Origin of the sequence: Gallibacter sp. Marseille-QA0791, assembly GCF_965119705.1 — a bacterium.
In the GTDB taxonomy this organism is placed as follows: domain Bacteria; phylum Bacillota; class Clostridia; order Peptostreptococcales; family Anaerovoracaceae; genus Lentihominibacter; species Lentihominibacter excrementipullorum.
This window is the reverse complement of the sequence record NZ_CBCPMH010000001.1, coordinates 1663075-1685587: the sequence shown is the minus strand read 5'-3', so window position 1 is coordinate 1685587 and position 22513 is coordinate 1663075. Positions and strand designations below refer to the sequence as shown.

The 22513-nt window shown below is 51.1% G+C and carries 21 protein-coding genes; 18 read left to right on the top strand and 3 right to left on the bottom strand.

Annotated elements, in window-relative coordinates; translation table 11 throughout:
• The first annotated feature begins 102 nt into the window (after positions 1 to 102).
• The 7 genes from ACQY69_RS07820 (at position 103) to ACQY69_RS07790 (ending at position 5554) form a co-directional block, all read left to right on the top strand.
• Positions 103 to 681, top strand: coding sequence for a PepSY domain-containing protein (locus ACQY69_RS07820; protein WP_428259971.1), 579 nt, complete (start codon positions 103 to 105; stop codon positions 679 to 681).
• 42 nt (positions 682 to 723) lie between these two features.
• On the top strand, positions 724 to 1614 hold the full coding sequence (locus ACQY69_RS07815) for a hypothetical protein (protein ID WP_428259970.1): 891 nt from the start codon (positions 724 to 726) through the stop codon (positions 1612 to 1614).
• A 59-nt stretch (positions 1615 to 1673) separates the two neighbouring features.
• Positions 1674 to 2099: a hypothetical protein gene (locus ACQY69_RS07810; RefSeq protein WP_428259969.1), complete on the top strand. Its 426-nt coding sequence runs from the start codon at positions 1674 to 1676 to the stop codon at positions 2097 to 2099.
• Positions 2100 to 2167: 68 nt separating this feature from the next.
• Positions 2168 to 2572, top strand: coding sequence for a putative ABC transporter permease (locus ACQY69_RS07805; protein WP_428259968.1), 405 nt, complete (start codon positions 2168 to 2170; stop codon positions 2570 to 2572).
• 224 nt (positions 2573 to 2796) lie between these two features.
• Entirely contained in the window at positions 2797 to 2970 is a 174-nt protein-coding gene (locus ACQY69_RS07800) for a hypothetical protein (RefSeq protein WP_428259967.1), read from the top strand.
• Between the two features lie 210 nt (positions 2971 to 3180).
• Positions 3181 to 4734 carry a phosphomannomutase/phosphoglucomutase gene (locus ACQY69_RS07795; protein ID WP_428259966.1) on the top strand — a complete coding sequence of 518 codons (1554 nt, stop codon included), beginning with the start codon at positions 3181 to 3183 and terminating at the stop codon, positions 4732 to 4734.
• Positions 4735 to 4738: 4 nt separating this feature from the next.
• On the top strand, positions 4739 to 5554 hold the full coding sequence (locus ACQY69_RS07790) for an NAD(P)H-hydrate epimerase (RefSeq protein ID WP_428259965.1): 816 nt from the start codon (positions 4739 to 4741) through the stop codon (positions 5552 to 5554).
• A 92-nt stretch (positions 5555 to 5646) separates the two neighbouring features.
• On the opposite strand, the gene ACQY69_RS07785 is transcribed toward ACQY69_RS07790, so the two are convergent.
• The 3 genes from ACQY69_RS07785 to ACQY69_RS07775 are packed head-to-tail and all read right to left on the bottom strand — an operon-like array spanning position 5647 to position 7991.
• Complete coding sequence (locus ACQY69_RS07785; RefSeq protein WP_428259964.1) at positions 5647 to 6069, bottom strand: MazG family protein; 423 nt, start codon at positions 6067 to 6069, stop codon at positions 5647 to 5649.
• Between the two features lie 6 nt (positions 6070 to 6075).
• Positions 6076 to 6969, bottom strand: coding sequence for an ATP-dependent sacrificial sulfur transferase LarE (gene larE, locus ACQY69_RS07780; protein WP_428259963.1), 894 nt, complete (start codon positions 6967 to 6969; stop codon positions 6076 to 6078).
• Positions 6970 to 7010: 41 nt separating this feature from the next.
• Complete coding sequence (locus ACQY69_RS07775; RefSeq protein ID WP_428259962.1) at positions 7011 to 7991, bottom strand: DMT family transporter; 981 nt, start codon at positions 7989 to 7991, stop codon at positions 7011 to 7013.
• A gap of 238 nt (positions 7992 to 8229) precedes the next feature.
• Here ACQY69_RS07775 and ACQY69_RS07770 point away from each other — a divergent pair, with 238 nt between their 5' ends.
• The 11 genes from ACQY69_RS07770 to purD all read left to right on the top strand — a co-directional run bounded on the left by ACQY69_RS07770 (position 8230) and on the right by purD (position 22242).
• Complete coding sequence (locus ACQY69_RS07770) at positions 8230 to 8850, top strand: histidine phosphatase family protein (RefSeq protein WP_428259961.1); 621 nt, start codon at positions 8230 to 8232, stop codon at positions 8848 to 8850.
• Positions 8851 to 8908: 58 nt separating this feature from the next.
• Positions 8909 to 9829: a cysteine synthase A gene (gene cysK, locus ACQY69_RS07765; RefSeq protein WP_428261035.1), complete on the top strand. Its 921-nt coding sequence runs from the start codon at positions 8909 to 8911 to the stop codon at positions 9827 to 9829.
• 547 nt (positions 9830 to 10376) lie between these two features.
• Complete coding sequence (locus ACQY69_RS07760; protein ID WP_428259960.1) at positions 10377 to 14141, top strand: phosphoribosylformylglycinamidine synthase; 3765 nt, start codon at positions 10377 to 10379, stop codon at positions 14139 to 14141.
• Between the two features lie 97 nt (positions 14142 to 14238).
• The gene (gene purE / locus ACQY69_RS07755; protein WP_428259959.1) at positions 14239 to 14730 is read left to right on the top strand and encodes a 5-(carboxyamino)imidazole ribonucleotide mutase; all 492 of its coding nucleotides are present in this window, start codon (positions 14239 to 14241) and stop codon (positions 14728 to 14730) included.
• 17 nt (positions 14731 to 14747) lie between these two features.
• Complete coding sequence (gene purC / locus ACQY69_RS07750) at positions 14748 to 15455, top strand: phosphoribosylaminoimidazolesuccinocarboxamide synthase (protein ID WP_428259958.1); 708 nt, start codon at positions 14748 to 14750, stop codon at positions 15453 to 15455.
• A 40-nt stretch (positions 15456 to 15495) separates the two neighbouring features.
• Positions 15496 to 16536, top strand: coding sequence for a phosphoribosylformylglycinamidine cyclo-ligase (gene purM, locus ACQY69_RS07745; protein ID WP_428261034.1), 1041 nt, complete (start codon positions 15496 to 15498; stop codon positions 16534 to 16536).
• 15 nt (positions 16537 to 16551) lie between these two features.
• Positions 16552 to 17136, top strand: coding sequence for a phosphoribosylglycinamide formyltransferase (gene purN / locus ACQY69_RS07740; RefSeq protein WP_428259957.1), 585 nt, complete (start codon positions 16552 to 16554; stop codon positions 17134 to 17136).
• Positions 17136 to 18554 (top strand): amidophosphoribosyltransferase, encoded by a 1419-nt coding sequence (locus tag ACQY69_RS07735; protein WP_428259956.1) that lies wholly within the window; start codon positions 17136 to 17138, stop codon positions 18552 to 18554. Before purN ends, ACQY69_RS07735 begins: the two co-directional genes overlap by 1 nt.
• A gap of 3 nt (positions 18555 to 18557) precedes the next feature.
• A complete protein-coding gene (locus ACQY69_RS07730) occupies positions 18558 to 19271 on the top strand; it encodes an IMP cyclohydrolase (RefSeq protein WP_428259955.1) in 714 nt (237 codons plus the stop codon).
• Positions 19272 to 19326: 55 nt separating this feature from the next.
• Complete coding sequence (locus tag ACQY69_RS07725; protein ID WP_428259954.1) at positions 19327 to 20502, top strand: phosphoribosylaminoimidazolecarboxamide formyltransferase; 1176 nt, start codon at positions 19327 to 19329, stop codon at positions 20500 to 20502.
• 420 nt (positions 20503 to 20922) lie between these two features.
• Positions 20923 to 22242, top strand: coding sequence for a phosphoribosylamine--glycine ligase (purD, locus tag ACQY69_RS07720; protein ID WP_428259953.1), 1320 nt, complete (start codon positions 20923 to 20925; stop codon positions 22240 to 22242).
• The last annotated feature ends 271 nt before the right edge of the window (positions 22243 to 22513 follow it).

The window sequence follows — 22513 nt, the reverse complement described above, 5'->3', positions numbered from 1 at the left end:
CATTTTAATGTTAGCGTAATTCTCGATTAATGTGGCGATATTAAGATAGAGCCATAAAGAAAACAGAGAATCGAAAAACAATAGATCTGGGAGGTAAATGTGATGAAGAATATTTTTAAAGGAAAGACCAAGAGAGCGGCGATAATAAGTTCTGCGGCGGCCATATGTCTGGTATTGGCAGGAGCGACGGTGTATGCTATCAATGTCACAGGACAGAACGCTGCAGTCAGCGCCGATACATCCATAAGCAAGGTAGTCTCTGAAGGGGCTCAGAGCTATGAGTCACAGATGAGCGCCAGCACGGCGTCGTCTGGAGCGGACGCCGGCACACAGGCGGCGGCCTCTGCTGTTTATGGCAACGGCGGACAGCATCATTACGCTGAGCATCATTATGAAGGCTATGGTTACGGGAACCATCATGGCCAACAGGGCGTAGCATGCGGCAACGGCCCCGGAGCAACAGCAGGGATCGGTCTTGAGAAGGCAAAGTCCATAGCACTGGGACAGGTCAGCGGAGCCACTGGGTCCGATATCACGGTAGCTCACTGCGACTATGATGACGGTCATTTGGAATATGATATAGAAATAGTGTATAATGGCAATGAGTACGAATTTGAGATAGACGGGACCAGCGGGACGATACTCAGCCATGATATAGATCATCATGATCACTGGGATTGATAGTCAGACGTGCCGGGGTTTCGGGACAAGGAGATGATCCAAATGAAAGCAGTGAAGATAATTCTGGCAATAATAGCAGTTGTGGCCCTATTCGTAGCGGAAGCCCTGACGATGGGGCTTTTTGCGTTGGACGAGGCCACATCAGAGGAATCGGTGCGGGAAGCGCTGACGGAGAGCGATATCGTGTCTCAGCTGGTAGACGAGGCGCTGGCGGATGGGACTGTCAATATGGGCGGTCAGTACGGCGAAATGATGAAAGCGATATTTTCCACCGAGGCTATCGATGATTTCTTTACTCAGTATGTGACGGCAGCCGTGAACACCCAGTTTTTCGGCGATCCATATGTGGAAGTGGCCGATGATGAGCTGATGGCAGCGTTTTCGGAAGGAATAGATCAAGTCAACGCCGAGGGGGAGTATCAGATATCTCCGCTGGAGGGTGAATTGCTGAGGCAAGCCATGCAGCAGGAAGTGCCCGACCTTACGGCCTCGCTGAATCAGCAGATGGAGCAGTATGAGTCGCTGGATGGGGATCTGTCCGAGGAGGTGTTCACCAGCATCACAGGAGATGCGTCGGTGTCGAGTGGAACGGCTCGTATCTTTTCAGCAGCAATATGTGTGATCCTTTGCGCCGCCGTCATAGCGCTGTGCTGGAGGAGCAGACTGGGCTTCCTGTGGTGTGCCGTCACCATCGCTCTGGTTTCGTTGATATATTGGGGACTGGCGACTCTGGTAGGTGCGATGACCACATCCTCGGCATCTGATCATATGGCTTACGTGATGGCGGAGAACGGCTTCAGGCAAGTGACGGCGGCAGGGTTTGCCGCAGCGGTCATCTTTTTCATCGCTTTCGTGATTTTCAAGATTTTCAGCAGAAACAAAAAGTCGACACGAAATGAAAATATTTCCAACACAGAAAATACACACATATGATGAATAATAAGTTGAAATAATAAATCTTAAAGTCAAGGTGTATTTTTGAGGTGTATTTTATGAACTATGAGACGAGAAAAAACGATGGCAGGGTCACTCCGCTGGTAAAAGCGCTGTATATCATATCGGCTGTGCTTATGGCCATATGCGTGTACATGATAATAGTGAATATCATGTACATCAACAGCTATGCCGCAAGCTATGGAATGAGCGTTTCCGATATGCTGTTCGACGCTATCCAGTATGTGATAACCGGATCTATAAGCTATTTCGTTTACGGTATGCTGACATTCTGTGCGGGAAAGATCATAAGGCTGCTCCAGAATGGAGCGGTACCGGCAGCCGGAGCTGTGGCAGGAGCCGATGATGGCGGCGAGAACACCGGAAGTAGTGATGAGACTGCCGGTATCATCGAAGTGAGCCGGGAAACTGAAGAGCAGGACAATGAGAATGATGAGACTGAGGAAAAGACTAAGGAAATCTGATGTCCTGATTTTCCGGGGCGGAAAAAAATAACAGGGCTACCCTTCCGAAAACTATAGATAATATTAATATGAGATTTATAGTTTTTTTGACGGGAGCGGCAGGATATTCCATGATCGAATACCTTTTCAGAGGATATACTCACTGGTCGATGGTGTTGACCGGAGGCGCATGTCTTCTGACATTGTACTTCTATACGGAAGAATTCAAGGATACTCCCACTCTGGCGAAAGCCGCGGTGGGAGCTTTGATTTTTACAGGTTTTGAATTTGCCGTGGGGATCGTGGTAAATGTGTGGTTCGGATGGGATGTATGGAATTATTCGCGGCAGATAGGGAATGTGATGGGGCAGATATGTCCCAAGTATACGCTTGCCTGGTTTATCATATGCCTGACATTGCTGTCGGTATGGGAGATCATTGGCATGGCGGTCAAAGGGGGACCCCCTCTTGACCAAAATAGGAAAGTATTATAAAATGTAAACGCTTGCCTGGAGAGAGGGGATTGGGGAGGCAATGGCTCAACCGGATGTCTCTCCATCTGAATAGCGTTTGGAAAGTATGGACGAGGGCATCTGGAAGAGGCCCTTTTCTTTATGATAAAAAATATCGTTTTGATGATATTTTCCTGTTTTATCTGATGTATACGCTTTATAACGCGGTGCTGACTATAACGATATTTTTTCAGCGGATATATACGATGGGGCTGAAGATAAGTCTGTCGGACACAGCCAAGGCTGTCATCGTATGCATCCTTGAGAATGTGTTCTTCCGACTTTTCCTGGATGGCGTCAGAGTCATGGCTTTCATAGGCTACGGGAAGCGAAAGAGCCAGTGGGGCCGCATCAAGAGAGTCAAGCAGAAAGGCGTCTGATATGTGAGCCGCTTATGGAGCGTTGGCAACGGCAGGTCAGGATTGTTCCTTTTTCCGGCGGATGTTTTTCGCGGTCCGGCGGCCTGGGAAAATAACAGCTTTTACCCGGCGGGCTGTTGTCGTATAATAATCATGACCGGACTCGCAGATATTTGATATCCGCGGCCGGGAAACAGATAGTGAAATGATAGGATGACGGGAGAAAATCATATGAACGATTACAGAAAGCTGCAGAATGGCAGCGATATAAGAGGGATAGCTATAACAGGGGTGCCCGGAGAACTGCCGAATCTTACTCCGGATGAGGCGGCCGATATAGGCAGAGGATTTGTCGTATGGCTCTGCGATAAGATAAATAAAGCTCCGGGAAATATAAAGATAGCTGTGGGACGGGATCCTCGTGTGTCGGGCAAACGTTTGATGGAGGGATTGATGAACGGCATGGGCCCTTACGGTATCACGGCCTATGACTGTGGTCTGGCATCTACACCAGCCATGTTCATGTCGACGGTGTTTCCTGAATTCGCGTGTGATGCGGCGGTGATGATAACGGCCAGCCATCTGCCATATAACAGGAACGGATTCAAGTTTTTCACTGCCGAAGGAGGACTGGACAAGGCGGATATCGCAGACATACTGAGATATGCCGGCGATGAGAAGGCCTGTGTGGAAAAGCTGGGAGAGCCTGACGGCAGCGACGGCAGGGTGAGGAATTTCGGTAAACTGGTATATCCTGCGGAGGAAAGGGATTTGATGTCGCTTTACTGTGCTCACCTGAGAAAGCTGATAACTGACGGCGCAGATGATGGGGAAAAACCGCTCCGGGGGATGAAGATAGTAGTGGATGCCGGAAACGGCAGTGGAGGATTTTACGCGAAGAAAGTCCTGAAGCCGCTGGGCGCTGATGTGTCTGACAGTCAATATCTGGAGCCTGACGGCATGTTCTCCAATCACGCTCCTAATCCGGAGGATCCTGACGCCATAAATTCGCTGATGACCCGGGTAGTTTCCAAAGGCGCTGATTTTGGACTCATCTTCGACACGGATGTGGACAGATCAGCTGCGGTGGACGGCCGGGGGCATGAGATCGCGAGGAATGGCATCGTAGCCATGGCGGCAGCGTTGATAGCCGATGAGCATCCCGGCACAACTGTGGTGACCGACAGCATCACCAGCAGACAGCTCACGGATTTCCTGCAAGAGGGTCTGGGCATGAAACATCTGAGATATAAGCGGGGATACAGGAATGTGATAAACAAGGCCAGAGAGCTCAATCAACAGGGGATCGACTGTCAGCTGGCCATAGAGACGTCGGGGCATGCAGCTTTCAAGGAAAACTATTTCCTCGACGATGGAGCATATCTTGCGACAAAAATCGTCGTAGAAGCTGCTCGTCTCAGGAAGCAGGGAAAATCGCTGGACAGTCTCATAGCCGATCTGTCTTCGCCTGCGGATGAAAAGGAAGTGAGGATACCTATCACCGCGGCGGACTTCGGAGCATATGGCGATAAAGTCATCGAGGATCTGAAAAGCTTCGTGGCTGGTCCCGGGAAGGAGATGGGGCTGTCGCTGGAAGAGCCTAATTACGAAGGCGTCAGGATAAATTTCCCTGGCGGCTGGTGCCTGCTGAGGAAATCACTTCACGATCCTATCCTTCCTGTAAACATGGCTTCCGATGAACCGGGAGGCTGCGGCCAGATAGGGAAAGTCATGAAGGGGTTCCTGGCGTCTTATGATGGTCTGGATATTTCGGTGATGGGGTGATAGGATGAGAAACGGGAACGAGCACTTTGTCACATGCGGACAGATGAAGATATTGGAGAGACGAGCCGACGAGGATGGACTTTCCTACTATCAGATGATGGAAAACGCCGGGACAGCGGCGGCTCTTGCCATAATGGAAAGGATCGGCAGTGGGTTTCCGCCGGCAGCTGTTGCGGAAGCCCCGTCAGGGATAGCGGCTATGTCCGTAAAACATGAGCGCAGACATCAGGCGCTGATTTTCTGCGGTAAAGGGAATAATGGCGGCGATGGCTTTGTCGTTGCCAGGAAGATGAGTGAGAGTGGGTTCTGTGTCCATGTGATACTGGTAGACGGACAGCCTGTGACGGAAGACAGCGTCACAAATTTCCGTTTACTTGAAAATATGCCTGTACAAGTCACTGATATGACTGAAAACGAGCGGGTGCTGATGTACATGAGAGTGTGGCCGGATATCATAGTAGATGCCATATACGGTACGGGATTTCACGGCAGCCTGTCCGGCAATGCCCTTAGAGCAGCCATATATATGAACAAATTCAAAATCGGGGAAAGTGCTGAAAGCTGCGCCGATATCCAACCGGCCAGGTCTGCTCCGGCTGACGCCCCAAGACCGGTGATGTTCTCGCTGGATATCCCGTCAGGCCTGGGCGGAGATATAGTGGACGAGCAGGAAGTGGACGTCAACAGCGTGAGAGCGGATTGCACCATAACATTCCACGCCAGAAAGCCGGTCCATCTCCAGAAGTTTGCGGCTCGATATTGCGGTGACATCATCGTCGCTGATATCGGGATAGATGAAGAGCGTCTCTGGAGTGTGTGAAACAACTCTGTAAAGCCTATAAAAAATATCGCCTGAGCTCCTGCCGCCGGGCTTCGGCCGGGATCTGGCAGGGCTTTGGCGACTGAGGTCTTTTATTTCGCAGAGCCTGACTTTTCCTGTTCTTTGATTTTTTTCCACAATTCCAGGCTTTCTTCCGGGGAGGATACTTTTACGTTGCCAAAGACATGGGGATGCCTTCGTATCATTTTTTCGGAAACGCCCTGTACCACGTCATCAATGGTGAAGCTCCCGCGTTCGGCGGCTATCTGGGCATGCATTACCACTTGCAGCAGCACGTCGCCAAGCTCCTCACAGAGGTTTTCGTCGTCATCGTTGTCGATGGCATCTATCACCTCGCCCGATTCTTCCACCAGACATTCCTTCAGGGACTGGTGAGTCTGTTTTATATCCCAAGGGCATCCGCCGGGAGCTCTGAGAGCTGCTATTATTTCCACCAGATCGCCGAAGCTGTACTTCTCGGCGGATTTTAAATCGAAACGTTTCTTTTCTGTCATATATCCTTACCTCCTTTTCACAGTTTGCTGATTGAGATTGCCCATCCTGTATCCGGCCAGATCGAGGGCGGCAAACTTGAAGCCGCAGGCTTTGATACCCTCGTTGACTTCATCCATGAATGTAGTGTCGAAAAATTTTTCCCTGTCTTCGGGCAGGACTTCTATCCTGGCCACGTCACCGTGATGACGTACCCGTATCTGCCTGAATCCCAGCTCTTTTAAAAGATTTTCGGCTTTGTAGACTGCTGTAAGCTTTTCCTCCGTGAGCCGTTCGCCGTAAGGTATCCGCGAAGCGAGGCAGGCAAAAGCAGGCTTTTCCCATATAGCCATCGTTTTGCCGTCGCCGGAAGGTATCGTCAGGGTCTGTCTGATGGCAGAGTCTTCTTCAGCCAGGGATTCCAGAGAAAGGCGGATCTCGTCTTTCGTAAGACCGGCATCTTTCAGCGGACTGGAGATGCCCAGCTCGGTAATGGCTCTGTATCCCGGCCTGTAGTCATCCATGTCGTCCAGGTTAGTCCCGTCTGCCAGAATGCTGTTTTCCGATGAAGCAAGCTCCTTCAGCGAGGAAAAGATCTCTCGTTTGCATATGTAGCATCTGTCGGGAGGATTATCTCCTATCACGTCCAGGATGCCATCCATGGATACGGCCTTGTGCCGGATGTGGAGCGCATCGCACAGACGGGCTGCGTAATCAGTTTCGTCGTCGGCGAAGTGGGGCCCTGTGGCTGTAATGGCACTGACATTTTCATTCCCCAGCACGCGGCAGGAAAAGGTCAGCAGGAATACGCTGTCTACGCCGCCTGAAAGGGCTACGGAGATTTTACCGTAACCTGTCAGTATATTTTTCAGTTCCTGCAGTTTTTTGTCCGGAACTTTTGTCACCTTTGTATTATCCATCATATATCTCTCCTTTCCCTGAATATCTTTTGCCTGGACAATTTTCACAGAGCCTTCCCTTTGTCCCGTGATGTCGGCTGCGGCGTTTCACCACGAGGCTTCGACGGTATCTGAGCGAGGATGACCGCGGTGAACATGAGACCACATCCGATGAGCTCACGGGACGTCAGTGTTTCATTCAGGAACAGACATCCGAAGATGACCGCGAACAGCGCTTCGGTACTCAGTATTATCGAGGCTACCGTCGGGTTGAGGCCCTTTTGTCCATAGGCCTGAAAAGAATAGGCGATAGCCGTGGAAAAGACCGCTGTATAACAGATCGCCGGAGCGGCGCTCAGGACAGCGTCGAAGGTTATATCCTCCAGAGCCATAGCCGAGGCCAGGCTCATGAGCCCGGCGATGAGAAACTGGTAGGCGTTGAGTTTCAGTATATTTACTTTCGGCGCGAAGTGGTCGATACACAGGATGTGAGCTGCCCAGAAGAAAGCGCCGACCATTACGATGATATCGCCGCGCATTATCGTGAAGTTTTCGGTGATACACAGGAAATAGAGCCCGGCGACTCCGATGACAGCGCCCAGCCAGTTGAAAAGCGTCGTCCTGTGCTTGAGGAAAATGCTGAGGAAGGGTACGATGACGATGTAAAGGGCTGTGATGAACCCGGTCTTTCCGGCATCTACAGAGACGAGGCCCAGTTGTTGCAGGTTGAAGGCGAAGAAGATGACGATACCGCATACAAGCCCTCCGATCCTGAGAGTCCTCCTCCCCGAGGCATCTGTATTAGCCTCGTTGTCCGTATCGTCCGCGCTGTCTGTGCTGTCTGTGCCGCCTGCTTCCCGCCGCTTCCTGGTAAAATCGAGGATCAACGCCATCAGTGCCAGCACACCTGACCCTAACAGCATCCTGAATGCACTGAAGTAAAGAGACCCGATGGATTCCAGTCCCATTTTCTGAGCTACGAAGGCTGACCCCCATATTATGGCTGTTATGAACAAACTGATGGTAGATTTGGCTTTGACACCCATGCTATCAAATTCCTTTCATTATGAGATCGTGTATCGCTGGCGACATCGTGTCCTGCGAAAACTTTCCACTGCGGGATCCATTGAAAAGTATAGCAGTAAAAGGCAGTTTTATCAATGGGAAAGCCATTGCCGGCAGTCGGAAGAATTTAACCGAATCTACATTTTTCAGATGGGATATTTGTGGTATAGTAGTTATAGCTGCTCGCCCGGAACAGAGCGGCGTGAGAGGGAGGATAAGATGGAATCCAGGATATGCCTCATAAGGCATGGAATAACGGAAGGAAATAAGAACAAACTATATTACGGGTTTGCCGATATCCCGTTAGCTGAAGAGGGGATATATCAGCTGAAGGAACTGGCTGCCGCGGGGATCTATCCTGAAGGCGACGGTGCGGATTTCTACACCAGCGGGCTGAAGCGGACGGAACAGACGCTGGAACTGATATATGGCCAGAGGAAGCATGAGACGCTGGAAAGTCTGAGGGAGATAAATTTCGGGGATTATGAGATGAAGAGTCATGGGGAGCTCAAGGATTCAGAGGAGTACAGGATATGGAGGTCAGACGTTATGGGTTCGCTGGCGCCACCCAACGGAGAGAGTCTGATGGCTTTTTACAAAAGAGTCGTGAGGGGATTTGAAGATCTGAAAAACAGGCATGCCGGGAAAATGCTGGCGATGAGACACAAGGATCAGGATGCCCTTTCCATAACGGTGTGCCACGGCGGCACCATATCTGCCATACTGGAGAGCATATACCCGCGGCAGAAGGATAATTTCTACAGATGGATACCTGATCCGGGACACGGATATATGTTGTTTCTGGAGGATGGCGCCGTGATCGATACCGAGAAATTCTGATATACAGCGCTTGATCCGCGGAAAAAGTTGAATGGCCGGATCTACCGGCAAGGAGGTAATTATGAATATAAAGAATACAGTGACAGAATTGATAGGCGATACGCCGCTTTTGAGGCTGAAGAAGATGGAGGAGCGCTTCGGCGCCCGCGGGGAGATAGTGGCCAAGGTGGAGCTGTTCAATCCGGCAGGGAGCATCAAGGACAGAGTAGGTTACAATATGATAATCGAAGCGGAGAAGAGCGGCAGACTGAAGCCGGGAGGAACGATAATAGAGCCTACGAGCGGAAATACCGGAGTGGGACTTGCTATGACAGCGGCGGCAAGAGGGTACAAGGCTATCATGGTAATGCCGGAGAGTATGAGCGTGGAAAGAAGAAAGCTTCTGGCAGCGCTGGGAGCTGAACTGGTGCTCACCGACAAATCGCTGGGGATGAAAGGGAGCCTGGAGAAGGCTGATCAGCTGGCCAGGGAGATACCGGGCAGCATCATTGCCGGACAGTTTGAGAATCCTGCCAATCCGCAGGCTCATTATGAGACTACAGCTCCTGAGATATGGCGTGACACTGACGGAAAGCTGGATGTTTTCGTGTCGGCTTTCGGTACAGGTGGTACGGTGACGGGAGTCGGGAGGTATCTCAAAGAGAAGGATCCATCTGTCAGGATCGTGGGAGTGGAGCCGGCAGCGTCGCCGCTGGTGACGGAAGGGAAAGCCGCGCCTCATAAGATACAGGGTATAGGCGCCAACTTCGTGCCGGATGTCCTTGATGTGGATATAATGGACGAGATAATCACTGTTACGGATGATGACGCCCTCGATACGATGAAGGAGCTGGCTCGCACAGAAGGTCTTCTTACGGGAGTCTCGTCGGGAGCCGCATTGTACGCGGCAGGGCAGGTGGCTGCCAGAGAGGAGAACACGGGAAAGAGGATAGTCGTCGTTCTGCCGGATACAGGAGAGAGATATTTGAGCATATTCTGATGAAGAAAAGGAGCTGGAGCTGTCGCGTCAATGAAAAAGTATCGATGCGGCAGCTCCTTTTTTCACGGCAGATCGCTTTCGACGTCCGGTCCCCGGCTGATATGGGACGTCGGGTACACAGACGAAAAAGCTGCCCGGGCTCTGCCCGTGCAGCTTTTTCGCTGTCATCACACTAATTTACTATTTATTAGGAGAGGTGTCTTTTCCTCTTGGAGTGATTATATAATAGCAGTCGTATATGCTGATTTGGAGACATCAGTGTGAAGAAACGCTGAAAAGCATGTGTGAGGAATATGAGTGGCAGTATTTCTGACGTAGAAACTGGCTGCCAGGCACGAAATATATGCCGGCGAGAAACGGGTGATGGCCGCCGTACCTCGGCTAAAGACGAACAATAAATATAAATAAATATAAAATGTTCGTAAAAAGAACAAATTTCAAAAGTTTTCGGGTGAAAAACGTTGATATGACACGTTAAAAGTGCTAACATTAACATATGAAATGATAAGTTGGGATATTGGTGTTATTCGGAAAGGACAATGGACCGATGGTAAGAAGGATTTACGTTGAAAAGAAAAAAGGCTTCGATGTGGAAGCTGAAGCGCTTTTTAATGATGTGAAGGAGAATTTGCACATTGACGGACTGTCGGGAGTGAGGATTCTCAACCGTTATGACATGGACGGGATAGACGACGCTACATACGAAGCGGCTAAATACACGGTATTCGCGGAACCTGCCATAGATATCGTATACGAGGAAACGATGCCTGAGGATGCAGGTTCTGCTGTTTTTTTTGCGGTGGAATATCTGCCGGGGCAGTATGATCAGAGGGCCGATTCGGCGGCTCAATGTATAAAGCTGATGAATACGGAAGCTGAAGCGGTGGTGAAGTTTGCCAGGACCATAGTGTTGGAAGGCGACATAGACGGAAAAGACCTGGAGGCTATAAAGAAATACTGTGTGAACCCGGTGGATTCCCAGATAGCGGCCATGGAAAAGCCGGACGATCTGGCGATGGAGACGGTGCCGCCTGAAGACGTGCCTGTGATAGACGGGTTCAGGACGATGACAGAAAGTGCGCTGGAGGGGTACAGAAAAGAGATGGGCTTCGCCATGAGCACTGCCGATATCGCTTTCGTACAGCAGTATTACAGAGATGAAGAAAGACGCGATCCGACCCTGACTGAGCTGAAGGTCATAGACACCTACTGGTCAGATCATTGCAGACATACTACGTTTAATACCACTCTCAGGGACGTGGGCTTCGATGACAGCCCTTACGGCAGACTGGTGGCTCAGGCATTTGCCCAGTATCTCGATATGAGGAAAGAGGTATACGGTGCGAAGGAAAAGAATCTGTGCCTGATGGATATGGCCTGCATAGGAGCGAAGTATCTCAAGAAGTATGGCAAGGTGAATGATCTGGATGAGTCTGAGGAGATAAACGCCTGCAGCATCAAAGTGAAAGCCAGGATAGACGGGAAAGAAGAGGACTGGCTTGTGATGTTCAAGAACGAGACCCACAACCATCCGACGGAAATAGAGCCTTTTGGCGGCGCTGCCACATGTCTGGGCGGAGCCATAAGAGATCCGCTTTCCGGCAGAGTATATGTGTACCAGGCCATGCGCGTCACGGGAGCCGCTGATCCGAGAAGGCCTATAGAGGAGACTATCAACGGCAAGCTGCCGCAGAGAAAGATAACCAGGGAAGCCGCTCAGGGGTACAGCTCTTACGGAAACCAGATAGGTCTGGCTACAGGGCTTGTGGATGAGGTATACCATGAAAACTACGTGGCCAAGAGGATGGAGATCGGCGCGGTAGTAGGCGCGGCTCCTGCCGATCACGTCATAAGGAAGACTCCTCAGAAGGGAGATATCATCGTTCTGGTAGGCGGAAGAACGGGAAGAGATGGCTGTGGAGGAGCTACCGGCTCCTCGAAGGAGCATACGGAAGAATCTATCCTTCAGTGCGGGGCTGAGGTCCAGAAAGGAAACCCGCCTGTTGAGAGGAACATACAGCGTCTCTTCAGGAGAAAAGAAGTGGCTAATCTGATAAAACGCTGCAATGACTTCGGAGCCGGAGGTGTTTCCGTAGCTATCGGCGAGCTGGCCGATGGACTGGATATAAATCTGGATCTGGTACCTAAGAAATACGAGGGACTGGACGGTACGGAGCTGGCCATTTCCGAATCCCAGGAGAGAATGGCTGTTGTCATAGACGCCGACAGGGCGGAGGAATTCATCGGGTATGCCGATGAGGAGAATCTGGAAGCGACGATCGTAGCGACGGTCACCGACACTAACAGGGTGAGGATGTACTGGCGTGAAAAGTGTATATTGGATATTTCCAGAGATTTTCTCAATACTAACGGAGCTCAGCAGTTCGCGAAAGCTTTTGCCGCAGATCCGAAGTTTGTGGCACAGTCGTCCGGAGACCTTTCCGATATCCTGAAGGAGAACAGGACAAGAGAACAGCTGCTGACAGATCTAAACTGCTGCAGCAAGAAAGGGCTGACAGAGATGTTCGACAGTACCATTGGCGCGGCTACGGTACTGATGCCGCTGGGAGGAAGATATCAGCTCTCACCGGCTGCCGGGATGGCTGCCAAGCTTCCGGTGACCCGTGGGGAAACAGATACGGCTACCATCATGAGCTATGGCTTCGATCCTGAGCTGGCCATGAGGAGTCCATTCCACGGAGCTCTCTACGCGGTAGTGGATTCCGTCACCAAGATAGCCGCTATGGGAGGCGATTACAGGAACATAAGGCTCACTTTCCAGGAATACTTCGAAAAACTGGGGGAGGAGCCGCAGAGATGGGGCAAGCCGATGGCTGCGCTCCTGGGTGCGCTGAGAGTACAGAAGGAGCTGGAGATACCGGCTATAGGCGGAAAGGACAGCATGTCGGGAACATTTATGGATATAGACGTACCGCCAACGCTGGCATCATTCGCTATCACGACCATAGATGCAGGAGAGGTGCTTTCCACTGAGTTCAAATACGCCGGAAGCCATCTGGTGGCAGTGACAGCGCCTATAGACAAGGACGGAGTGATAGATTTTGATATATACAGGAACAATCTTCTCAAGATAAGAGAGCTGGCTGCCAGAGGCAAGATACTGGCGGCGGACGCCATTGGCCGCGGCGGACTTTATATGACCCTGGTAAGGATGGCTGTGGGGAACAGGATAGGCGTCGATGTGAAAGTGGAAGGCGATATACTTTCGCCGATGTTCGGTTCTCTGGTGATAGAGATACCTGCGGGGGAAAGAATAGACCGCCTCATGTCCGGTTCCGTATACACAGTGCTGGGCAGCACGACAGCTGGCAGGAACATCACTGTCAACGGGAAATCGGAGGATATAAAGGAACTGACGAAGCGCTGGCAGGAGCCTCTTGAAGGAGTTTTCCCTGTAAGGACGCCGGACTTCAGGGATTCCTCTGATGACACGCCTGTAGAGCAACCGGTATATATCCAGAGGAACACATCAGGTCCGGCTGTCAGGATAGCCAAGCCGAGAGTGGTGATACCGGCATTTCCGGGGACCAACTGTGAGATGGATTCGGCGAGAGCGTTCCGTAAAGCGGGAGCCGAAGCCGATATACACATCATAAGGAACCAGACCACGGCGCAATTGGAGGAATCTATCCGTCAGCTGGAACAGAAGATAAGATCCAGCCAGATCATAATGATACCGGGCGGATTTTCGGGAGGAGACGAGCCGGACGGATCAGCCAAGTTCATCACGGCAGTCTTCAGGAATCCTGGCATCAGCGATGCTGTATCGGATCTGCTGGAAAACAGAGACGGCCTGATGCTGGGTATCTGCAACGGGTTCCAGGCGTTGATAAAGCTGGGACTCGTTCCGGAAGGGAAGATAGTTGACGGTACGGAGAACAGTCCTACTCTCACATACAATAAGATAGGGCGGCATGCTTCCTGCCTGGTAAGGACAGGGATCACGTCGGTCAAGTCACCGTGGCTGGCCGGCGTCAATGTGGGGGACGTGTTCACCATACCTGTATCTCACGGCGAGGGAAGGTTCATCGCCAGTGGCGACGTATTGGAGAAACTCAAGGCCAACGGCCAGATAGCCACTCAGTACGTGGATTTCGACGGCAATCCGTCCATGGATATAGCCTTTAATCCTAACGGTTCGGTGATGGCTATAGAAGGGATAACGTCGCCTGACGGAAGAGTGCTGGGAAAGATGGGCCATTCGGAGAGGATCGGCCATAATGTCTATAAGAACGTCCTGGGAGACAAAGACCAGAAGATATTCGAATCCGGTGTAAAATATTTCAAATAGATGAGGCGGCGGGCGCGGCGGCGCGGCAGGACGATACCCCCGGAACGCAGAACGGCGTCCGGCGCAAAACCGCAGAACACAGAAAGAGGAGAAAGATATGAAAGTAGCGATAGTAATGGGCAGTAAATCCGATTATCCGGTAGTCCAGAAAGCGGAACAAATGCTTGAGAAATTCAATGTGGAATACGAGACGAGGATAATCTCGGCTCACAGGACGCCAAAGCAGGCAGAGGCGTTCGCGGCGGCAGCCGAAGAAAACGGCTTCGGATGTATCATCGCGGCAGCCGGAAAGGCGGCTCACCTGGCGGGAGTGCTGGCGGCCACCACTCCGTTGCCTGTCATAGGCATACCGATGAAGTCCAGCACCCTGGATGGCCTGGACTCACTGCTCTCGGTGGTGCAGATGCCTAAGGGCGTGCCTGTGGCTACGGTAGCCATAGACGGGGCGGAAAACGCCGCGCTGCTGGCCGTCCAGATACTCAGCACGGCTGACGCGGGACTGAGACAGGCCATAAAGGACTTCAAGAAACAGCAGGAGGAAGATATCGTGGCGCTGGACAGGGAATTCAATGAAGGTAAGAACAAATAGAACTGGAGGTATAAAAGATGAAAAAACTGGAACAGCTTTATGAGGGCAAGGCGAAGAAAGTATTCAAGACAGACGATCCGAATTACCTTATCGTAGATTATAAGGACGACGCTACAGCCTTCAACGGCGAGAAGAAAGGTCAGATAGTAGGCAAGGGAGTTGTCAACAACACCATGTCCAATATCATATTCCAGCTGCTGGAGCAGAAGGGCGTGCCGACCCACTACGTTGAGCAGCTCAGCGACAGGGAGACAGTGGTCAAGGCTGTGAAGATACTGCCTCTCGAAGTTATCATGAGAAATATTTCCGCCGGCTCCTTTGCCAAGAGATATGGGGTAGAGGAAGGTATCGTATTCGATGAGCCTACTTTTGAGTTGTCGTACAAGAATGATGATCTTGGGGATCCTCTCATGTGTGAATCTCATGCGCTGGCTCTCAAGCTGGTGACTAAGGAACAGCTTGAGGAAGTGAGAAAATATGCTTCGATAGTCAATGATACGCTGAAGGAATTCTTCCTGGATAAGGGACTGAAGCTGGTGGACTTCAAGATAGAATTCGGTCTCTACGACGGTCAGGTGATACTGGCTGACGAGATATCGCCTGATACCTGCAGGCTCTGGGATGTCAAGACCAACGAAAAAATGGACAAGGACAGATTCAGGAGAGACCTGGGCAAAATAGAAGAGACATATGCGGAAGTGCTCAGAAGAGTGAAAAACGACTGACCCCTGTTCATACGGAGGATGAGAGGATAATATGGAAGATATGAAACTTACATACAAGGACGCTGGCGTGGATACAAAGGAAGGTGAACGCGCCGTTTCCCTGATGAAGGAACACGTGAAGAAGACATTCAACGAGAACGTTCTGACAGGACTGGGCAGTTTTGGGAGCCTTTTCAGTCTGGATGTGGCAGGAATGAAACAGCCGGTACTGGTGTCCGGGACCGATGGAGTGGGAACTAAGCTGAAGATAGCCTTCATGATGGACAAGCATGACACGGTGGGGATCGACTGTGTGGCCATGTGCGTCAACGACGTGCTGTGTCAGGGCGCGAAGCCGTTGTTTTTCCTGGATTACATCGCTACAGGCAAAGTCAGAGCAGAGAAGATCGCTGATATCGTAAAAGGCATAGCCGATGGCTGCAGTCAGTCGGGCAGCGCTCTGGTAGGCGGTGAGACGGCGGAGATGCCGGATTTCTACGGCGAAGGCGAGTACGATATGGCAGGATTTTCCGTGGGTATCGTCGACAAGGAAAGAATAATAACGGGCGAAAGGATAGCGGCCGGCGACAGGATAATAGGCATACCATCCAGCGGTATCCACAGCAACGGATATTCGCTGGTAAGAAAAGTTTTCTTTGAAAAGATGAAGATGGGTGTGGATGAATATGTAGACGAACTGGGCCAGACTCTTGGCGAGGCGTTGCTGACACCGACGAAGATATATGCCAATGCCTGCGGCGCGGTGCTGCCGAAGTTTGACGTGAAGGGAATTGTCCACATCACGGGGGGCGGATTTTTCGAGAACATACCTCGAATATTGCCGGATGATACGGCGGCTGTCATAGATACCGATGCCTGGCAGATACCGCCTATATTCACATATATCGAAAAGTGCGGCAATATCGACAGGAAGGAGATGTTTTCCACCTACAACATGGGGATAGGTATGATGATGGTGGTGGACGCGGACGATGCGGCAGGCGTTGTCGAAGCTCTGAAGGCTGCCGGGGAGAATGCCGCTGTTATAGGCGAGATAAGGCAGAGGACAGATGACAGTGTGGTCCTGAGCCATAACGAATAGGAGAAGGTGGATGGCATGAGTGAAAAGACGAAGGTAGCAGTCCTGGTATCGGGCGGCGGGACTAATCTGCAGGCACTGATAGATAAAGTGGCAGATGGTCAGCTGGATGACGTGGAGATCGTCAGAGTCATCTCCAGCAGGGAAGACGCTTTTGCCCTGACACGGGCGGAAAAGGCCGGTATCACCACTGCCGTAGCCAGAGAACAGCAGGAGGTGCTGAAGGAGCTGAAAGCTTCCGGCGCGGAGATAGTAGTTCTGGCGGGATATATGAGAGTGCTCTCCCCTGAGATAATAGCGGAATACAGAGACAGGATAATCAATATACATCCATCTCTCATCCCTAAATACTGCGGGAAGGGGTTTTATGGAATGAGAGTCCATAAAGCGGTCATCGAGGCCGGCGAAAAGGAAAGCGGCGCTACGGTCCATTACGTGGACGAGGGCGTCGACACGGGAGCGATCATCCTTCAGGAAAAAGTGCCGGTGCTGGACGGCGATACGCCGGAGACGCTGGCGGCCAGAGTATTGGAGACGGAGCATGAGATACTGGCGAGGGGATTGGAAAGAGCTGTAGATAACTTGAAAAAAGGAGGGAAATAATGGGAGGAGTAATAGGGTTTGTTTCCAGACAGGACTGTGTGATGGATCTGTTCTTCGGAACAGACTATCATTCTCATCTGGGAACGAAGAACGGCGGGATGTGCGTGCTTCAGGAGGACGGCTTCAATCGCTCCATACATAACATAGAGAATTCGCCCTTCAGGAGCAAGTTCGAAGAGGATCTGGAGGAGATGAGCGGAAAGATGGGTATCGGTTCCATCAGTGATGGAGATCCGCAGCCTCTGACAGTCAGGAGCAGACAGGGAGATTATGCCATCACTACCGTGGGGCGTATCAACAACAAAGAGGAGCTGGTGGCTGAGCTGCTGAAGGACAGAGCAGGACAATTCATGTCAATGAGTGGAGGCGGTATCAATAATACTGAATTGGTGGCGGCGTTGGTATCCACAGGCAAGGATATCGTGGACGGCATCAAGATAGCTCAGTCTAAAATAGACGGTTCCATGACTATGCTGATATTGACCGAGGACGGTCTTTACGCGGCCAGAGATAAGTATGGAAGGACGCCGCTGATAATCGGAGAAAAGGACGGCGCTTATTGCGCGGCATCCGAATCCTTCGCATTCATAAACGTGGGATATAGATATAAGAGAGAGCTGGGCCCGGCTGAAGTGGCTTTCATCACAGCTGATGGCGAGAAGACGGTGGCCGATCCTCAGAAAGAAATGAAGATATGCGCGTTCCTGTGGACTTATTTCGGTTACACCACATCCATCTACGAAGGACGGAATGTGGAGCTGATGAGGAACCGCAACGGCGAATTGCTGGCTCAGAGGGACGGCGATCTGGATGTGGATTACGTGGCTGGAGTGCCTGACAGCGGTACGGCCCATGCGCTGGGATATGCCAACCAGTCCAGGACTCCGTATTCCAGACCGCTGATAAAGTATACGCCTACATGGCCGAGAAGCTTTATGCCGCAGAATCAGAAAGCAAGAGACAGGATCGCCAAGATGAAGCTCGTGCCTGTTTTTCAGATAATAAAGGATAAGAAATTCGTCCTGATAGACGATTCCATCGTAAGAGGCACTCAGCTTTCTCAGACGGTAAGCTACCTTATCGAGAATGGGGCCAAGGAGATCCATGTCAGATCAGCATGTCCGCCTATCATGTACGGCTGCAAGTTCCTCAACTTTTCCAGATCTGTCAGCGATCTGGAGCTGATAACCAGGAGGGTCATCAGGGATCTGGAGGGAATAGAAGCTGATGATATCACGCCGGAGCTGCTGAAGGAATATGCCGACGGCAGCACTGAAAAGCATGCCGCTATGGTCGACGAGATAAGAAAGAGGTTGAAGTTCGACAGTCTCAGGTTCCAGAACCTGGAGGATACAGTAGAGGCTATCGGCGTGGACAAATGTAAACTTTGCACATATTGTTGGGATGGAAGGGAGTAAAAGATGGAAAGAACGCCATTTACAGCATTGCTTGAAAAGAACACATATCCGGGGCGGGGCATAATGATCGGCAGATCCGCCGATGGAAAGCACGCTGTGACAGCCTATTTCATCATGGGCCGCAGCGTCAACAGCCGCAACCGGGTCTTCGTGGAAGAGGGCGAGGGCATAAGGACGGAAGCCTTCGACGTTTCCAAACTGAGCGATCCGAGTCTGATAATCTATGCGCCGGTGAAGGTGCTGGAAAATACTACTATCGTAACCAACGGCGACCAGACCGACACAGTATATGAGCTGATGGGACAGGGGAAGACTTTTGAGGAAGCTCTGAGGACCAGGAAGTTCGAACCGGATGAGCCTAATTACACACCGAGGATATCAGGTATCATCAACGTCATGGAGGGAGGATTCGATTTTGCTGTGTCCATCCTCAAGAGCGGCGACGGTGACCCGGAATACTGCATAAGGAACACTTTTGCTTATGATGGATGTCCTGCGGGTGAAGGCCGTTTTGTCCATACATATACAGGTGACGGAAATCCGCTTCCAAGCTACGAAGGTGAACCTGCCAGAGTAGAGATATCAGGAGACATTGATCAGTTTACCGACGCTGTGTGGAACAGTCTGAATGAGGACAACAAGGTGTCGCTGTTCGTCAGATATATAGATATAGAGACGGGAGAGTACGAGACACGTATCGTCAATAAGAACAAGTAGGCCCCCTGGCGGGGACATTGATGTTCGACTTCGTCGAGCATATAAAGGAGGAAAAATGAAAGAACTCGAATTAAAATACGGATGCAATCCTAATCAGAAACCGTCGCGCATTTTCATGGAAAAGGGCGAGCTGCCTATCGAAGTGCTCAACGGTAAGCCCGGATATATCAACTTCATGGATGCCTTTAATGGCTGGCAGCTGGTGAAGGAGCTGAAGGAAGCCACAGGTCTTCCTGCGGCCACTTCATTCAAGCACGTTTCACCGGCGGGCGCAGCTGTGGGATTGCCTCTCAGCGATGTGGAGAAGAAGATATACTGGGTCGAGGATCAGGAGGATATGTCACCGCTGGCCTGCGCTTATGCCAGAGCCAGAGGCGCTGACAGGATGTCTTCCTTCGGAGATTTCATCTCTCTTTCTGACGTGTGCGACGTGCCGACTGCAAGGATAATAAAGCATGAAGTGTCCGATGGCATCATCGCGCCGGGATATGAACCGGAAGCGCTGGAAATACTCAAGTCCAAGAAGAAAGGCAATTACAATGTCATAAAGATAGATCCAAGCTACAGACCTGATCCGGTAGAGAGGAAGCAGATATTTGGAGTGACTTTCGAACAGGGCAGGAACGAGATGCCGATAGATGAGAAATTCCTTGGGGAGATCGTGACGAAGAACAAGGATATCACCGAGGAGGCCAGACGTGATCTGATAATAGCATTGATAACTCTCAAGTATACTCAGTCCAACTCGGTCTGCTACGCCAAGGGCGGACAGGCCATTGGGATAGGAGCGGGCCAGCAGTCCCGTATCCACTGCACCAGACTGGCCGGACAGAAGGCTGATAACTGGTTCCTGAGACAGTATCCGAAGGTGCTGGATCTGCCTTTCAGAGATGATATCGGCAAGCCTAACAGAGATAACGCTATCGATGTGTACATCGGCGATGATTATATGGATGTGCTGGCCGATGGACAGTGGCAGCAGTTCTTCACCGAAAGACCTGAACCGTTGACGAGAGAGGAAAAGAGAGCCTGGCTCGACAAGATGGACGGCGTAGCTCTCGGCTCCGACGCGTTCTTCCCGTTCAGCGACAATGTCCAGCGTGCTTACCGCAGTGGTGTCAGGTACATAGCTCAGCCGGGCGGCTCTGTGAGAGATGATATCGTCATCCAGTCCTGCGACGAGTACGGCATCGTCATGTACTTCTCCGGAATGAGACTGTTCCATCACTGATAGGCATGATAACGATCATCAGTGATAAGTAAAATAAAAACATTAATGTAAATAAATGGTTGAAAATGTGCCTGTGATATGCTATCATGGGCATGAGATTGCCAGGAGCGAAAAGGCGGTAGTCCCTCTCAGGAGGGGCCGGTCCCTCCAAGTACATGAAGATCCCAGTGGGAAATCATTGAAAGGAGGACTGATATTATGAGTGATTTTGAATTGCTGTCTGTCGTGTTGATGGTCCTCGGGATTATCGTCACGATACTGATAAGTTACATCGAAAGCACAAAAAAAATAACCGCCACGCAATCACCAAGACGGTTATTCATTTAACCAGAGGGACTGCCGCTTCCCCGGCAATCTCTTTCTAAATTGAGTATATCACATATCTATTTTTTTTCAACTATTTTTTGGAGGTTCAAAGAAATGAAAGTATTAGTCGTAGGCGGCGGCGGCAGGGAGCATGCCATATGCTGGAAGCTGGCCCAGAGCCCTAAGGTGGATAAGCTGTACTGCGCTCCCGGCAACGCCGGTATAGAGCAGGTGGCGGAATGTGTGAACGTGGGTGCCGAGGATATAGAAGGCATATGCGCTCTCGCAGCAGAGAAGGCCATAGATCTGGCGGTCATAGGACCGGAAGTGCCGCTGGCCATGGGTATCACCGATGAGCTGGAAAGCCGGGGAATAAAGGTGTTCGGCCCCAACAGGAAGTGCTCTCAGCTGGAGGCCAGCAAGTCATTTACCAAAGCTTTCCTCGGCAGACACGACATCCCTACTGCCGGCTACAAGGAGTTTACCGATAAGGAGGAGCTGCTGGATGCGGCAGGCATCTATGGATATCCCATGGTCCTCAAAGCCGACGGCCTGGCAGCCGGAAAAGGTGTGGTGATAGCGGAGAACGAAGCTGACGCCAAAGCTGCCATTGAGGAGATGATGGGGCAGAAGGTCTTCGGTTCCGCCGGCGATAAGGTAGTAGTAGAGGAATTCCTTACAGGTATCGAAGCGTCCATGCTCTGCTTCGTCGATGAGAATTCCATCGTCCCTATGGAATCGGCTCAGGACTATAAGCGTGTCTTTGACGGCGACAAGGGTCCTAATACGGGCGGGATGGGTACATATTCCCCTAGTCTGGTGTTCACGCCGGAGCTGGAAAAGCAGATAAGGGAGCAGATACTGGAACCGACTCTCAAAGGATTCCAGGAGGATGGCCTGGATTTCAAAGGCGTGTTGTTCATCGGCCTGATGATATCGGATGACGACCCTAAGGTCATCGAGTTCAATAACAGGTTCGGCGACCCTGAAACTCAGTCGGTACTGCCTCGACTGGAAAGCGATCTGCTGGACATCTTTCTGGCAGTCACGGAAAACAGGCTGGCGGATGTGGACATCCGCTGGAAGGACGACAAGGCCGTATGCGTTGTGGCGGCATCGGGCGGATACCCGGGAAGCTACGAGAAGAACAAGGTCATAGGTGGCCTGGACAAGGTGGATGATGATGTCATCGTGTTCCATGCCGGAACAGCCAAAAAGAATACCGCAGAGCTGGGATGCGCCGGATCGGGCAAGCCGGGCTGCTCGGGAGAGCCGCACATGGCGACGGTCACCTCCGGAGGAAGGGTGCTGGGCGTTACCGCCCTTGGCAAGACCCACGAGGAAGCAAGAGCCAAGGCCTACGATAACATAAAGCGTATCCGTTTCGAAGGGATGCAGTACAGGAGCGATATCGGCACTATAAACCGAAGGTAGAAAAAGTACAAAGAGCAAAAAATAATATGCATCAATGAATAAAATCATAACATGTTCATTGGTGCATTTTTCTTTGAGGGAGTCGTTTGAGTTTAGCGACGGTAAAAACCAATAATTACCATTAGCTTTATACGCCTTCGAATGATCTTATGGATTTTCCGTATAAAGTGAAGCTGATTTTTTCGAGGTTTTTAGACCTGATTAGTTGTCAAGTAAAGAAAACCGTATAAAAGTAATGGGGTTTTGAGGCGATTATAGATAATCCGTTATA